Raw genomic sequence first — 13,679 nt, forward strand, 5'->3', positions numbered from 1 at the left:
CATGCCTTTAACGTCTGCGGAAGAGTGTCGGCCAAGGGGAAGTGTTTCATAATATTGAGCGGTGTATGCTGCGTTAAACAGTTTGTGACTGGAAGCGATGAGCCGCTGCGCGGTAAACCTCGTTTTTGTGGAATAATATCGTTCAGCCCCACCGAGCCCCAATATCATGGTCCAATCATCCCCGGAACGCTTCATATTGCTCGACGGCGTAAGGGGTGTGGCTGCCCTCTTCATCGTTCACCGTCATGCCGAGCAGCTTTTCGGAAAAAGCACGGCGTCGAGCTATCTCGCGGTGGATCTCTTCTTTGCCTTGAGCGGTTTCGTGCTGGCGCATGCCTATAGCAGGAAGTTGCTCGAGGGGACGATTTCCCCCGGCTTTTTCATGAAGGCGCGCTTTGCCCGTCTTTATCCGCTTTACGGCCTGGCGCTGGCACTGATGGCCGCCTATTTCATCTGTCTTTATGTGCTGGGCCTGCCAACGCCGATCGATGATCTTCATCGCCATATCGAGCCGGGCGAGCTGGCTTTCGCTCTGGTCACGGGGCTTCTCTTTCTGCCGGCTCCCTTCACGCTCACCCTCAACGGCGCGTTGTTTCTCGTCAGCCCGGCATGGTCGCTGTTCAACGAGCTGGTGGTGAATGTGTTTTATGCCCGCTGGGGCGTGCGGGCGACGGCGAAACAGACGGCTGCAGTGCTGGCCGTCAGCGCCATTGTGCTGATGGTGGCCGCGGCTGAGTTTGGCCGCTTGCATGCGGGTTTTCGCTGGCATGAGATGTATGCCGGCATGGGACGGGTATTTTTCTCGTTTTTCATCGGCGTGCTGATTTATCGTTACCGCAGCCACGCGCCGCAGCTGCGGCCGGTACAGGCTGTTCTTTGTCTTCTGCTGGTCTGCTTCATCCTCGCCGTGCCGATGACGCGGGAGCTTCGACCATTCTTCGATCTTATGGTCGTGCTGCTCATCTGGCCGCTGTTATTGTTCGTCGCAAGCCAGACGGTTCCGGGCCGCAGGACGGCAGTTGTGTCGGCGTTTCTGGGTACGGCGTCCTATGCGGTGTATGTTCTGCATATTCCGCTTCTGGCCTGGACGGAGCTTCTGATACCCGCCGTTGATGGGACGAACATGGCTTTGCCGGCCGGCATCGTTTTCCTGGTCGGGACGACCTGCCTGTCATGGTGGTTGACGGTGCATTATGATCAGCCGGTTCAAAAATGGCTGAAGAACCGCCTGAAGAAAGCCGGACAAAATCAGCCAGACGGTTTGATCGGACGTTAAATTTGCGTGGTTTCAGTAATGCGCAAAGATCGGAGCCGTCAGCACGAAAGCCGCGACGAGGCTGATGATCGTCAGTTTCGCCGCTCGCATACGCCGCATCCTGCGGCCGCTCCAGTCATACGTCATACTCCACCCTCCACGCAGACGCAAAACTTGCCGATATGAAACCCGGTCAGGACATTGCCGCAAGCCAGTCGCGGTTCTGCAATGTCTGATGCTGCAAATTCCATACGGGAAGCGTCCCGTGTTGCGCGTGAACGCATGCAGGACGCTCCATTTCAGTCTTGCCTGATATACGGCATTTGCCAAGCCGTTATTTTCATCGGTGATTTTGAAGGTTGCCCTTCATGCAAGGCACGAGGGCATTTCCATCATCGATAAAGCGGCGGCAGACCCTGGATCGCGTAACGCGGCAGCGGCTTCCAGGCCTTCACGCGTTCATGTTTGTGAATGCCGAACAGAAAAAGCATTTCGCCCGAAAGATCGTCCGGGTCGGTCAACCCGTCCTGAAACAGCTGGATCACCTTGCGGGCCGCATTGTTGTAAAGAAGAGCCTCGTCATCAACGAGGTGGTGGTCATAACCCAGACCTTCGAGCACCGATTGAAGCATTTTCAGGTCTTGTGATGAAATGATGCAATTGTCGCAAGTGGAAGACATGACGTCCTCCTTTCTGTGGAGTACACAAAGCCGGAGCGTCACGCGTCCTTCCGGACGCCATGCAAGGACGCTTCAACGTTTTGAAACGACGGGCGATACCAAGGAAAACCATTTCCGGTGTCCCGGCCGATGCCGCCGTGCATGTCGTTTAAAAAATACGAAAAGTCCTGTCGGTCAACGACATGCGCAGGACGGGGGCTTTGGGACGGCATATCAGCCTGACGGCGGTAACGCCCATAAATTACCGATGGGGAATCGTGCGCCCTTTGGGGCTGATAGGCAAGTTAATTCGGCCGCCGATCGCACGTTCAGAGATATTTGTAATCTGCGGCATCTGTCATCCGCAGCATTGCAGGCAACAAAAAAGGCCGGGGCAATATTGCACCGACCTTCCTCATATCGCTTTCAACACCAGTGCCAGTACATCCGTGGTCAAAAGTCTAAAGCGACTAAAACAACTGCGAACGACAATTTCATTCGCGCTCACCAGCAGTTGCCATATGAGCTATATAGGTGGGCAATGTGGCCAAAACAAGTCCGGTAATTAAAAGGATGTCTTACCCTCTATAATTTGCCGGCAGCCACTTGGGACGCCCCCGTTATTTCTTCTTGCCGTCCGCCGTCGTGGCGTTTGCGAACTTGACCTGCGAACCGGTCGGCGCTGCGGCTGCAGCCTTGGTCTTGTCCTTCTTCGGTTTGCGGACTTCCTTGTTGCTGCGCAATTGACCCTTGGCCATGGTGTTCTCCTCGTGTTGAAGCAGTATCTGATATGACGCTTGAGCATCGTCGCTCAAGGCGGGCAGGGGTGGGAAGCAGTTTCACCGTCAGGACAAGGATGGTCCCGTCAGTGACTGTTTCCCGAAGGACAGGGTCGGTTTGGACAGGCGAATGCGGCCCGCTGGAACGCTTCTCTTCGACACGTCGGTCTGGACGCCGAAATCCGGAAAGGCTGCAAAATAAGCGTCGCGATCCTGGCGGATGGCCGTTTCTTCGGCTGCGTTCAGAAGCAGGCGCAGCGACGCATTTTCCCGATACCCCGCGCCGCCGGTGCGGACGAGGTTGCGTGAAAGACTTGGTGAATAAAACTCGGAAGACATTACGTCCTCCTTTCGTTTGGGGCGAGGACTGTCTGTCCTCAATCACCAGCGCCCTTCAACAGGTTGCTGACAGGCGAAAGGTGCGCCTGTTGCGTATAAGGTTCAAGAGGTTTTTCGAGTAGACGACGGCAAAATGCGCAACGGCGCTATTTTTTACCGGATGGCCTTTTGGCAGGTGGGTGCGGAGTGGCGGCGGTTGCCGCCTCCTGCGCTTCGCGAAGCTGGCGAAGCCGTTCCGTCTTGCGCGTACGCTGGTCGGATTCGGCAGTGATAATCTGTCTTGCCGCCTTGTCCGTCATCGAGGCCTTATCCTGAGAGGACAGTTTTTCGGGTTTGAAAACAGCCTCTTTTGGTTCGGTCATGACGTTCTCCTTTGCGGGAAGGCAGGATTAGCAATTAGCGGGTGCGGGCAGCCTTTTTAGGAGCCGGCAGCAGTCCCTCGCGCTGCATCTTTTTTCTCGCCAGCTTGCGGTGGCGGCGAACGGCTTCGGCTTCTTCACGAACGCGCTTTGCCGACGGCTTTTCGTAAGCTTCACGAGCACGCATTTCGCGGAAAATACCCTCGCGCTGCATTCTCTTCTTCAAGACGCGAAGCGCTTGCTCGACATTGTTGTCTCTGACGATGACCTGCAAAATATCTCCTTAAAAGCAGCCGTCGCTGCTATTTTCTGACTTTGATCGTGCTTGAGTTGATCCAGCTGGATCCCGAAGCACGGGGTGCTAAACTTTCCGCATCCATTCCTCTCGATGAGGACGAAGCGGTATCGATTTCATCGGACGCAATGTTCCGTTCGAAGTTCTCGTTCTGAAAACGAACCCTGAAACGAACCAAACCCTGTGTTTCCGGCAGAACCATTGTGATACGGCCAGGACCGCTGGGCTGATTGCTGCCAAGGACGCCCGCCTTGAGGACAATCGCATCGCCGGAGCGGTAAAGATTTTTGCGCATGAGAGCCTCCCATGGCCAAAAAAAGTAAAAGGCCGGGCTTAACCCGACCTCTCAGAATCATTACGCCCGCTGCCGTATTAACGCCAGCGGCGCGAATGACAAATCAGGCAGCGCGCAGATTGTCGGCGGAGCTTTTGCCCGAGCGACGGTCCTGAACGATGTCGTAGGTGACCTTCTGGCCGTCATTCAGCGAACGCAGACCTGCGCGCTCAACTGCGGAGATGTGAACGAAAACGTCCGTGCCGCCGTTGTCAGGCTGAATGAAGCCGAAGCCCTTGGTGGCGTTGAACCACTTTACAGTACCAGTGTTCATAACGATTTCCTTTCGTAGCAATCGTTGTGGTTCCCGCGATACCTTGCGGGATTGGATCGATTATTTGAGAGGAAATCCAACGAGAGCACGGAGGCTGGAGCGTCGGTCACAAGCAATGGTCGATTGGGCAAATATAGCCGGAATTTTCAATTTTGCAACGAGGGCGCGGTGGAAAATACGTTAAGTCATCTTAGTATTTCTTGTAAGTAATTATTTTAAAACGTTTTCCGCGATGCCCTGTAGCTGCAAGCCGCACGGGATACGTGTTAACCGGCACCAGGCGAAACATCCTTCGCGTTGTCGCCATCCGGCAGGCTGCCTGCGCCCGGCGTCTTGTCATAATCGGTAAGCGAAGGTTTGGCGTGCGGGCCGGCTGGCGGAATTTCGCCGGCCTTGGAAGGGCTCTTTTCGTCTGTCTTCGGTTTTTTCTGCTGCATCATGGCCTGTTCTCCTTTGGAAGGAAAACGCCGGCAGAAGCGCGAGGTTCCGCAGCTGTGCCGGGTTATGGCAGCTGTTCATACGTCAGCGGCGGGATCGCGGTTTTTTCTCGTCCCTGTTCATATCGCGTCCCACCCATTTGAAGAAAACAAACAGGCTGGCACCGATGATGATAAGCGGAACGAAGGCTTCAAAACTGGACATAATTCACTCTCTCTTCCCCCGATGATCATATTATCGGGATGGAAGAGGCGCGTAATCTGCGGAATATCGTCCGTTCTTTTTGCCAGTTGCAGCGCGCGGCCCGCTATCGAAGCGGCCGCGCGCCGAAGATTCTAGAGCGGCAGTGATTTCACCGCTTCGGAGCCGCCCTCGCGGGCGCTCTTCAGCGCTGCCACGCCACAGAGAACCGACATGGCGCCGGCGCGTGAACCTGCCCGCTGGCGCAGCCGGTCATTCGATCCCGGTTTGAAGATCATGTCGCGCATGCGGTTGTCGCCGCCATAATGGCCGCCCGGCTCATGCGGCACCCAGATATGCTCGACACCGCCGCCGAAGCTTTTGACCAGCAGGATTTCATCGGCCGGCGGCTCCGTCCATGGCTGCTTTTCATATTGGCGCATCTCGATGCGGCCCTTATGGCCGTTGAAGGCGATGTGATGACCTTCGATCGGCATATAGGTGTTGAGCGAATAGGACACCTGCACGCCGCTCGCATAACGGATCGAGGCGCTCATCGTATCGGGGATGTCGATCTCTTCGCGGAAGACGCAGGCATCGCGCATATAACCGTCAATGCTCGACGGATCTTCATAGAGCGCATCGAGGAAAGGATCGGCGCCGAGATCCATGAAATAATCGCACTCATCCTTGTGCGGACAGGTGCGACAGCGCGTTCCGCGGAACGGGCCGTTCTTGCCGTAATGCAGCAGCTGTCCGAAACCCTTCACTTCCACGGGATCGGAATCGAGATACCAGTTCAAGAGATCGAAATGGTGGGTGGCCTTGTGCACGAACAGGCTGCCGGAATGTTCGGTGAAGGCGTGCCAGCGGCGGAAATAGTCCGCACCGTGCTGGTTGTCGAGATACCAGTGGAAATCGACTGAGGTGACGGTGCCGATGGCCCCGTCGTCGATGAGTTCCTTGATCCGCGCGGCGGTGGGAGAGAAACGGTAATTGAAGGACACATCGACCCGGCGGCCGCTTTTGGCCTCCGCTGCGCGAATACGGTCGATCTTTTCCGGGGTGGTGGTCATGGGTTTTTCGCTGATGACATCCGCTCCGCCTTCCAGCGCGCGGATGATGATGTCGTCATGCGTATCGTCAGGCGTGCAGACGATCACCAGTTCCGGGCGCTGCTCCAGCATCATCCGGTCGAAATCGTCATAAAGCGGTGCGTTCGATCCCATCATGGCGCGGGCGCGTTCGGCGCGCATCAGGTTCAGGTCGCAAATGCCGACCAGCTCGACATAATCGCTCCAGCCGGCCAGAAGTTCGCGGCCCCACATGGTGGTGCCGCGATTGCCGGTGCCGACCAGCGCATAGCGTTTGCGTTTCACCCTTTCAGGCATTGTCTCTCTCCCGGATACCTCAACAAACAGTCTTGAAACGCTCGACCACCGTGGACAGAACCTCGTCCATTGGCCGTGCCTGCCAGCGATGCGAAAAGATTTCCACTTCCTGCGGGCCGTGGAAGCCGGCAGCCTCGATCATGGCGCGAAATGCCTTCAGGTCAATCACGCCGTCGCCCATCATTCCGCGATCATTGAGCGGATCGGTGGTCGGCACCAGCCAGTCGCAGATGTGGTGGGCAAGGATTTGCCCGTTCCTGCCGGCCCGCGCCACCTGTTCCTCCAGTTCCGGGTCCCACCAGACGTGGTAGACGTCGATGGCAACGCCGGTGCCAGCCCCCAGCCGGTCGCAGAGATCAAGCGACTGTTTCAGTGTGTTGAAGCAGGCGCGCTCGGCGGCGTAAAAGGGGTGAAGCGGTTCGATGGCAAGCGGCACGCCAGCGTCCCGTGCATAGGGTAGAAGTTCGGCCATGCCGTCTTCCACCATCTGCCGCGCGCCTTTCAGATCGCGGGAGCCGGCGGGCAGGCCACCCACGACAAGCACGAGGCAATCGGCCTTCATGGCGGCCGCTTCATCGACGGCGCGTTTATTATCCTCGATGGCGCGGCGTCGGCCTTCCGCATCGGGGGCGGGGAAAAAGCCGCCGCGGCAATGGCCGCTGAGGCGCAGGCCGTTCTGTTCGACAATGCGGGCGGCTTCCGCGAGCCCGACGCCGTGCACCTGTTCGCGCCAGGGTGAAATGGCGGTGATGCCATGGGCAAGGCAGGCATCAACGATGGCGCCAAAAGCACCGCCCTGGCGCACGGTGGCGAAATTGATGGAAAGGCCCTCAAGGCTCATATCGATATCTCCCCTGGTTCTGCTGCCTCAGCCAATGCCCCGGACCGAAAGAAACGCCTTCATGCGGTGCGTTGCGAGATCCGGTTCGGCCAGCACATTGGCCTTGTCCGCCAGCCGGAAAAGCTCGGCGAAATGCTGCGTGGAGCGAGTGCTTTCCTGCCCGCCAACCATGGTGAAATGCTCCTGCAACCCGTTGAGATAGGCGAGGAACACCACGCCGGTCTTGTAGAAGCGCGTCGGCGCCTTGAAGATATGGCGCGACAGCGCCACCGTCGGCTCCAGAATATCGAAGAATTCATTGTCCGCGCCGCGCTTCAGGCTGGCAAGCGCCTTGGAGGCGGCCGGCGCAATGGCGTCGAAAATGCCGAGCAGGGCGTCCGAATGCCCCTGTTCGTCGCCGGCGATCAATTCGGCATAGTTGAAGTCGTCGCCGGTATACATGCGAACACCAGCCGGCAGGCGGCGGCGCATGACGATTTCCTTTTCCTTGGAAAGAAGCGAAATCTTGATGCCGTCGATCTTGTCGGCATTTTCCTCGATCATGGCAAGGCAGGTTTCCATGGCCTGCATGTGGTCACCGGAGCCCCAGTAACCCTCAAGCGCCGGGTCGAACATCTCGCCCAGCCAGTGGATCACCACTTTCTGTTCGGCGCGGGAAAGCACCCTGGCATAAGCCTTGAGATAATCATCCGGCGAGCGGGCAGCAGCGGCCAGCGCACGGCTTGCCATCAGGATAACGCGCCCGCCTTCTCCCTGAACAAAATCAAGCTGTTCCAGATAAGAGTCGACAATCTGGTTCAGGTCATAACCGCCACTATCAAGATGGTCTGTGCCCACGCCGCAGGCAATCAGCGCATCCTTGCGGCTGGCTGCTTCCTTCAGCGAACGGGAGATGAGTTCCTGGGCCTGCGGCCAAGCGAGCCCCATGCCGCGCTGCGCCGTGTCCATCGCCTCGGCGACACCGAGGCCAAGGTCCCACAGGCGGTGACGGAAGCGCAGCGTCGCGTCCCAGTCTATGGCGGGGTTCAACCACGGGTCGTTATCGGCAAACGGATCGGCCACCACATGGGCGGCGGCGAAAGCGACGCGGTTGAAATCCGCAGCACTTCGCTTTTCAACCGCGACGGGCGTGCCGGACAATTTGTAGACCTCGATACTACGGTCGTCCTTCGGTAGCTTGAGTTCGCTCACGTCAGCCTCCTCAAGAGATTGCGGGAACGTCGAGCCAGCGGCGTTCCTTCCACGATCTCAGCCCCAGTTCGGCAAGCTGCACGCCCTTCACGCCTTCCATCAGCCCGTAGGGCCATGGGTCATTGTCCACCAGATGGCGCACGAACATTTCCCATTGCGCCTTGAAGCCGTTGTCATAAACGACATTGTCGGGCACTTCCTGCCAGGTCTTGTAGAAATCGATGGTCTGCGGCTGGTCGGGGTTCCACACCGGTTTCGGTGTATTGGTACGGTGCTGGGTGAAGCATTTGGTCAGGCCCGCCACCGCCGAACCATGGGTGCCATCCACCTGGAAGGTGACGAGATCGTCGCGGCGTACCCGCACCGCCCATGAAGAGTTGATGTGGGCAATTGCGCCGCCTTCCAGCTCAAAAGTGGCATAGGCCGCATCGTCCGCATCCGCCTTATAGGCTTTGCCCTGCTCATCGAAACGTTCCGGAATATGGGTGGCGCCAAGGCAGCTCACCGATTTCACCGGGCCGAACAGATTGTCGAGCACATAACGCCAGTGGCACAGCATATCGAGAATGATGCCGCCGCCATCCTTCAGGCGGTAGTTCCATGATGGGCGCTGCGCCGGCTGCCAGTCGCCCTCGAACACCCAGTACCCGAACTCGCCGCGCACCGAGAGGATTTTGCCGAAAAATCCGCTGTCCCGCAGCATGGCGAGCTTGCGCAGACCGGGCAGGAACAGCTTGTCCTGCACCACGCCGTGCTTGATGCCGGCGCTTTCGGCGAGCCGGGCAATCGCCAGCGCCTCTTCCATTGTGTCGGAAATCGGCTTTTCGCAATAAACGTTCTTGCCGGCCTTGATGGCTTTCTCCAGCAGGCTGCCGCGCATCTGCGTCGTGCCGGCATCGAAGAACAGCGTATCGTCAGGGTTTGCAAGCGCCGCATCGATATCGGTCGTCCAGCGGGCGACATTATGCTTTTTCGCGATTTCCTCGATCTTTGCGCCGTTGCGGCCGACCAGAATGGGGTCAAGCATGACCCTTTCGCCGTTCTTCAAAAGCACGCCGCCCTGATCGCGAATAGCGAGAACGGAGCGAACGAGATGCTGGTTGTAACCCATGCGGCCGGTGATGCCGTGCATGATGACGCCGATACGTTTCATGAATTTCCTCCCAAGGCGGCCTTTTCCCGAAAGCCGCTTCCGTCAAACATGGCAATTTGTAACCATTTGGTTATTTGTGGTCGTGAAGGATGCGATCTGTCAAGGTGTTTTTGGCGCACAAAATTCAAATTTCGAGAAAGGCCGCCGTCTGGCTTCTTCACCGCGCCGCAAAAGAAAACGACGCGCTTCGCGGATGCGAAAGCGCGTCGTCGCTGTTGTTAAACGAGAATTCGGTTCTGCCGGCTCAGACTGGCCGCACTGCAGCAAGCAACGTGTCGACGATGTGCTGGCCCCATCTTTCCAGTTCGGCAGGGTCGGTCAGGTCGCGCTGGAAGATCGTCGAGAGCGTGAATCGGTTCGAAAGATAGAATGCACCGAGTGAAGCGATGGTCAGATAGACGTCGATCGGATCGAGGCCGTCGCGGAATTCGCCGGCGTCGCTGCCGCGCCGCAGCACCTCTTCCAGCTCCGAAATGAAATTCGAATGCATGGCGGCAATCGTCGGGGATTGCCTGAGATAACGGGCTTTATTGAGGTTTTCGGTGGCGAGGATGCTCAGGAATTCGGGGTGATCGAGGAAATAGTGCCAGGTGAAAAGCGCAAGCTCCCGCAACCCCTCCGAAGGGGGCTTGCGGGTGAGGTCGAGTCGCCTTTCGGTGTGGCGAATATGGCGATAGGCATCTTCCAGAACGGCGAGATAAAGCGCATCCTTGTCGCCGAAATAATGGTAGATCATCCGCTTGTTAGTGCCGGCGCGGCGGGCGACTACATCTATCCGTGCCCCCGCCAGCCCCTTGGCGGCCACCTCGCGGCGGGCGGCTTCAAGGATGGCGGCCCGGGTCCTTTCAGGGTTTCGCACCTGTGCGGTGGCGCGTTTGCGCTTGGGCGCAGGCGCTTTTTCCGAAGCCGGATCGAGTGGCTGGTTTTTTGTCGTTTCTTCCATTTCAGCACCCGCTTGACAATGTTTGCGATCAGTGTTCCCATGTAACCAATTAGTTATAAAACGGCAAGTGTCGTTTACGTTCATCATCAATTGGCAGTCAATAGGGAGGAGTTGCCAATGCCCATGATGCTTCACAGGAGAGGTGTGCTTTCAGCAGGGCTTGCGGCCCTGTCGCTTGCAACATTGGGAGGAGGGTCGGCGCAGGCGCAGGCCGCGCGCCTTCGCATGTTGTGGTGGGGGTCGCAGGAACGCGCCGATCGCACCAACAAGGCGATATCGGCCTACAAGCAGGTCAAGCCGGATCTCGATATTGCCGGTGAGTTTGCCGGCTGGAGTGATTACTGGCCGCGCCTTGCCACGCAGGTGGCGGGCCGCAACGCGCCTGACCTGATCCAGATGGATTATCGTTACATCTTCGAATATGGCCGTCGCGGCGCGCTTGCGCCGCTCGATGAATATATCGGCAAGGGCCTGAAGATCGAAGATTTCGGCAAGATGAACATCGATTCCGGCCGGGTCGATGGCAAGCTTTACGGCATTAATCTCGGCGTCAATTCCAGCGCCGTTTTCTTCGACCAGGCGGCCTGGGAAAAATCCGGCGCGACGCCGCCATCCATCGGCCAGACCTGGGAAGAGTTTGCCGAAAACGCCGCCAAGCTCAGCAAGAACAAGCCGAAGCCCGGTTATTATGCCACCGCCGATGCCAGCGGCGTGGAGCCGAGCTTTGAGAACTGGCTGCGCCAGAACGGCAAATCGCTCTACACGCAGGATGGCGGCATCGGCTTTGACCCTGCTGATGCGACCAAGTGGTTCACTTTGTGGGCGGATCTGCGCAAGAGCGGCGCCTGTGTGCCGGCCGATGTGCAGGCGCTCGACCAGCTCAATATCGAAACCAACCCGCTGACGACGGGCAAGGCGGCAACTGCATTCGCCCATTCCAACCAGTTCGTCGGTTATCAGAAGCTCAACAAGGCCAAGCTTGCCATAAGCTCCTATCCGAAGAGCACGAAGGATGGCCCTTCCGGCCACTATCTCAAACCTTCCATGCTTATCAGCGTCGCCAATGGCAGCGCCGGCATCGAGCAGGCGGTTGGGTTCATCAACTTCCTGGTCGCCGACCCGCAGGGCATCGATATTCTGGGCGTTGAACGCGGTGTTCCCGCTTCGGAATCCATGCGTAACGCGCTTACCCCCAAGCTCGATGAGGTCAGCAAGAGCATGGTGGAATATATTGCCGAGATTACCCCCGGCGTCGGCGATCTGCCGCCGGCGCCACCCCCGGGTGCAGGCGAGTTCGCCTTTGTCCTGAAACGCACGGCGGAGGAAGTTGGCTTCGGCAAGATTTCGCCTGAAGAGGGCGGTGACCGCCTCGTCAAGGAATCTGAAACCGTTATCAAACGGAAGTGATTGCGTATGGCATTTCGATCTGAAACTCTTGTGGGGGAGAGCCGTGGCGCGGCTCTCCCGAAGCGGGGCAGCGTGAAGCGGATGTTCGACCGCAATATTCACGCCTACCTGTTTCTCCTCCCCTGGCTGATAGGCTTCTTCGGCCTGACGCTGGGCCCGGCGCTCGCGTCGCTTTACCTGTCTTTCACCAATTATGACCTGTTGCAGTCGCCGGACTGGGTGGGGGCGGCGAACTATGTGCGCATCGCCACCGATGATCCGAAATTTGCAGCGGCCATGCAGGTGACGTTTACCTATGTGCTGCTGTCGGTGCCGCTGAAGCTCATCTTCGCCCTGCTGGTGGCGCTCGCCTTCAATCGCGGCATCAAGGGTTTGACGCTCTACCGGGCGATCTTCTATCTGCCGTCGCTGCTGGGTTCCAGCGTGGCCATTGCCGTGCTCTGGCGCCAGCTTTTCGCCTCTGACGGCCTCGTCAACATGATCCTGTGGCAGGCTTTCGGTTATGAAGGACCGAGCTGGATTTCCAATCCGGATTATTCGATCTACACGCTGGTCATCCTGTCGGTCTGGCAGTTTGGTTCGCCGATGATCATCTTCCTCGCGGGTCTGAGACAAATCCCGCAGGATATGTATGAAGCCGCCGAAATCGACGGTGCAAGCAAGGTGCGGCAGTTCTTTCGCATTACCCTGCCGCTCCTGACGCCGGTGATCTTCTTCAACGCCGTGATCCAGACGATCGATGCCTTCAAGGCCTTCACGCCCGCCTTCATCATTTCCGAAGGCACCGGCGGGCCGATCAACTCGACGCTGTTCTACACGCTCTACCTCTATCAGGAAGCCTTTGGTTTCTTCCGCATGGGCTACGCCTCGGCGCTTGCCTGGATTTTGGTGATCATCATCTCGCTGTTCACGGCCTTCTCGTTCCTCAGCGCGAAATACTGGGTGCATTACGATGACTGACGCTGTTACCGCCCCTCGGCCCGGACAAGGCCCGCAACGCACGCCGCTGAAATCGGTGATGCTCCACACCGCGCTGATCATTGCTTCCTTTGCGATGCTCTATCCGATCCTGTGGATGATTTCAGGTTCGTTCCGGCCGCAGGATGAGCTGTTCGGTTCTTCCTCGCTCATTCCCTCGTCGGTCGATATCGGCGGTTATATCCGCGGCTGGACCGGGCTGCAGGTGAGTTTCGGGCAGTTCTTCTGGAACTCCTTCTTCATCTCGGTGCTCGCCACCATCGGCAATGTCGTCGGCTGCTCGCTCACCGCATTCGCTTTTGCAAGGCTGCGGTTCGGTGGGCGCAATTTCTGGTTCGCGCTGATGCTCGGCACCTTGATGTTGCCCTATCACGTCGTGCTCATTCCGCAATATATCCTGTTTCTGGAAATGGGCTGGGTGAACACCTCGCTGCCGCTGATCGTGCCGAAGTACCTCGCGACGGATGCCTTCTTCATCTTCCTGATGGTGCAGTTCTTCCGCGGTATCCCGCGTGAACTGGACGAGGCTGCTGTCATGGATGGCTGCTCGCCCTTCCGCATCTACTGGAAGATCATGTTGCCCCTGTCGATGCCGGTGCTGGCGACGGCCGCCATCTTTTCCTTCATCTGGACCTGGGACGATTTCTTCGGTCCGCTGATCTATCTGAACGACATCAACACCTACACCGTGCAGCTTGGCCTCAGATCCTTCGTGGATTCCACCGGCAGCTCGGACTGGACCTCGCTTTTCGCCATGTCCAACCTGTCACTGGTGCCGGTCTTCCTGTTCTTCCTGTTTTTCCAGCGGCTGCTGATCGAAGGCATCGCCACGACGGGAATGAAACGCTGAACCGAGAAAACAT

The 13,679-nt window shown here is 58.0% G+C and carries 17 protein-coding genes; 4 read left to right on the forward strand and 13 right to left on the reverse strand.

From position 1 onward, the window contains the following. Positions 1 to 166 precede the first annotated feature (166 nt). Positions 167 to 1,276 carry an acyltransferase family protein gene (locus tag PL640_RS20235; RefSeq protein WP_271363247.1) on the forward strand — a complete coding sequence of 370 codons (1,110 nt, stop codon included), beginning with the start codon at positions 167 to 169 and terminating at the stop codon, positions 1,274 to 1,276. Between the two features lie 371 nt (positions 1,277 to 1,647). On the opposite strand, the gene PL640_RS20240 is transcribed toward PL640_RS20235, so the two are convergent. The 13 genes from PL640_RS20240 to PL640_RS20300 all read right to left on the reverse strand — a co-directional run bounded on the left by PL640_RS20240 (position 1,648) and on the right by PL640_RS20300 (position 10,431). Next, positions 1,648 to 1,935 carry a hypothetical protein gene (locus tag PL640_RS20240; RefSeq protein WP_271363248.1) on the reverse strand — a complete coding sequence of 96 codons (288 nt, stop codon included), beginning with the start codon at positions 1,933 to 1,935 and terminating at the stop codon, positions 1,648 to 1,650. Positions 1,936 to 2,534: 599 nt separating this feature from the next. After that, positions 2,535 to 2,672 carry a hypothetical protein gene (locus tag PL640_RS20245; protein WP_167379179.1) on the reverse strand — a complete coding sequence of 46 codons (138 nt, stop codon included), beginning with the start codon at positions 2,670 to 2,672 and terminating at the stop codon, positions 2,535 to 2,537. 87 nt (positions 2,673 to 2,759) lie between these two features. Beyond that, positions 2,760 to 3,032, reverse strand: coding sequence for a hypothetical protein (locus PL640_RS20250; RefSeq protein WP_271363250.1), 273 nt, complete (start codon positions 3,030 to 3,032; stop codon positions 2,760 to 2,762). Between the two features lie 146 nt (positions 3,033 to 3,178). After that, positions 3,179 to 3,394 carry a hypothetical protein gene (locus tag PL640_RS20255; RefSeq protein WP_269702737.1) on the reverse strand — a complete coding sequence of 72 codons (216 nt, stop codon included), beginning with the start codon at positions 3,392 to 3,394 and terminating at the stop codon, positions 3,179 to 3,181. Positions 3,395 to 3,428: 34 nt separating this feature from the next. Next, the gene (rpsU, locus tag PL640_RS20260; RefSeq protein WP_046800410.1) at positions 3,429 to 3,665 is read right to left on the reverse strand and encodes a 30S ribosomal protein S21; all 237 of its coding nucleotides are present in this window, start codon (positions 3,663 to 3,665) and stop codon (positions 3,429 to 3,431) included. A gap of 28 nt (positions 3,666 to 3,693) precedes the next feature. After that, positions 3,694 to 3,981 carry a cold-shock protein gene (locus PL640_RS20265; RefSeq protein ID WP_142843214.1) on the reverse strand — a complete coding sequence of 96 codons (288 nt, stop codon included), beginning with the start codon at positions 3,979 to 3,981 and terminating at the stop codon, positions 3,694 to 3,696. A gap of 103 nt (positions 3,982 to 4,084) precedes the next feature. Next, positions 4,085 to 4,294: a cold-shock protein gene (locus PL640_RS20270; protein ID WP_046800412.1), complete on the reverse strand. Its 210-nt coding sequence runs from the start codon at positions 4,292 to 4,294 to the stop codon at positions 4,085 to 4,087. A 266-nt stretch (positions 4,295 to 4,560) separates the two neighbouring features. Continuing rightward, entirely contained in the window at positions 4,561 to 4,734 is a 174-nt protein-coding gene (locus PL640_RS20275; protein WP_271363251.1) for a hypothetical protein, read from the reverse strand. Positions 4,735 to 5,067: 333 nt separating this feature from the next. Further along, complete coding sequence (locus tag PL640_RS20280; RefSeq protein WP_142843213.1) at positions 5,068 to 6,303, reverse strand: Gfo/Idh/MocA family protein; 1,236 nt, start codon at positions 6,301 to 6,303, stop codon at positions 5,068 to 5,070. 19 nt (positions 6,304 to 6,322) lie between these two features. Next, positions 6,323 to 7,144 carry a sugar phosphate isomerase/epimerase family protein gene (locus tag PL640_RS20285; RefSeq protein WP_065116518.1) on the reverse strand — a complete coding sequence of 274 codons (822 nt, stop codon included), beginning with the start codon at positions 7,142 to 7,144 and terminating at the stop codon, positions 6,323 to 6,325. A gap of 27 nt (positions 7,145 to 7,171) precedes the next feature. After that, complete coding sequence (locus tag PL640_RS20290; protein ID WP_271363252.1) at positions 7,172 to 8,335, reverse strand: dihydrodipicolinate synthase family protein; 1,164 nt, start codon at positions 8,333 to 8,335, stop codon at positions 7,172 to 7,174. A gap of 10 nt (positions 8,336 to 8,345) precedes the next feature. Then, on the reverse strand, positions 8,346 to 9,488 hold the full coding sequence (locus tag PL640_RS20295; RefSeq protein WP_065116516.1) for a Gfo/Idh/MocA family protein: 1,143 nt from the start codon (positions 9,486 to 9,488) through the stop codon (positions 8,346 to 8,348). A 244-nt stretch (positions 9,489 to 9,732) separates the two neighbouring features. After that, a complete protein-coding gene (locus PL640_RS20300; protein WP_110760058.1) occupies positions 9,733 to 10,431 on the reverse strand; it encodes a TetR/AcrR family transcriptional regulator in 699 nt (232 codons plus the stop codon). 117 nt (positions 10,432 to 10,548) lie between these two features. Here PL640_RS20300 and PL640_RS20305 point away from each other — a divergent pair, with 117 nt between their 5' ends. The 3 genes from PL640_RS20305 (at position 10,549) to PL640_RS20315 (ending at position 13,666) form a co-directional block, all read left to right on the forward strand. After that, a complete protein-coding gene (locus tag PL640_RS20305; RefSeq protein ID WP_137454782.1) occupies positions 10,549 to 11,838 on the forward strand; it encodes an ABC transporter substrate-binding protein in 1,290 nt (429 codons plus the stop codon). Positions 11,839 to 11,919: 81 nt separating this feature from the next. Beyond that, positions 11,920 to 12,798, forward strand: coding sequence for a carbohydrate ABC transporter permease (locus PL640_RS20310; RefSeq protein WP_225245840.1), 879 nt, complete (start codon positions 11,920 to 11,922; stop codon positions 12,796 to 12,798). Beyond that, on the forward strand, positions 12,791 to 13,666 hold the full coding sequence (locus tag PL640_RS20315) for a carbohydrate ABC transporter permease (RefSeq protein WP_142843209.1): 876 nt from the start codon (positions 12,791 to 12,793) through the stop codon (positions 13,664 to 13,666). Before PL640_RS20310 ends, PL640_RS20315 begins: the two co-directional genes overlap by 8 nt. The last annotated feature ends 13 nt before the right edge of the window (positions 13,667 to 13,679 follow it).

Origin of the sequence: Agrobacterium sp. ST15.16.024 (assembly GCF_027956545.1) — a bacterium.
GTDB lineage: Bacteria > Pseudomonadota > Alphaproteobacteria > Rhizobiales > Rhizobiaceae > Agrobacterium > Agrobacterium cucumeris.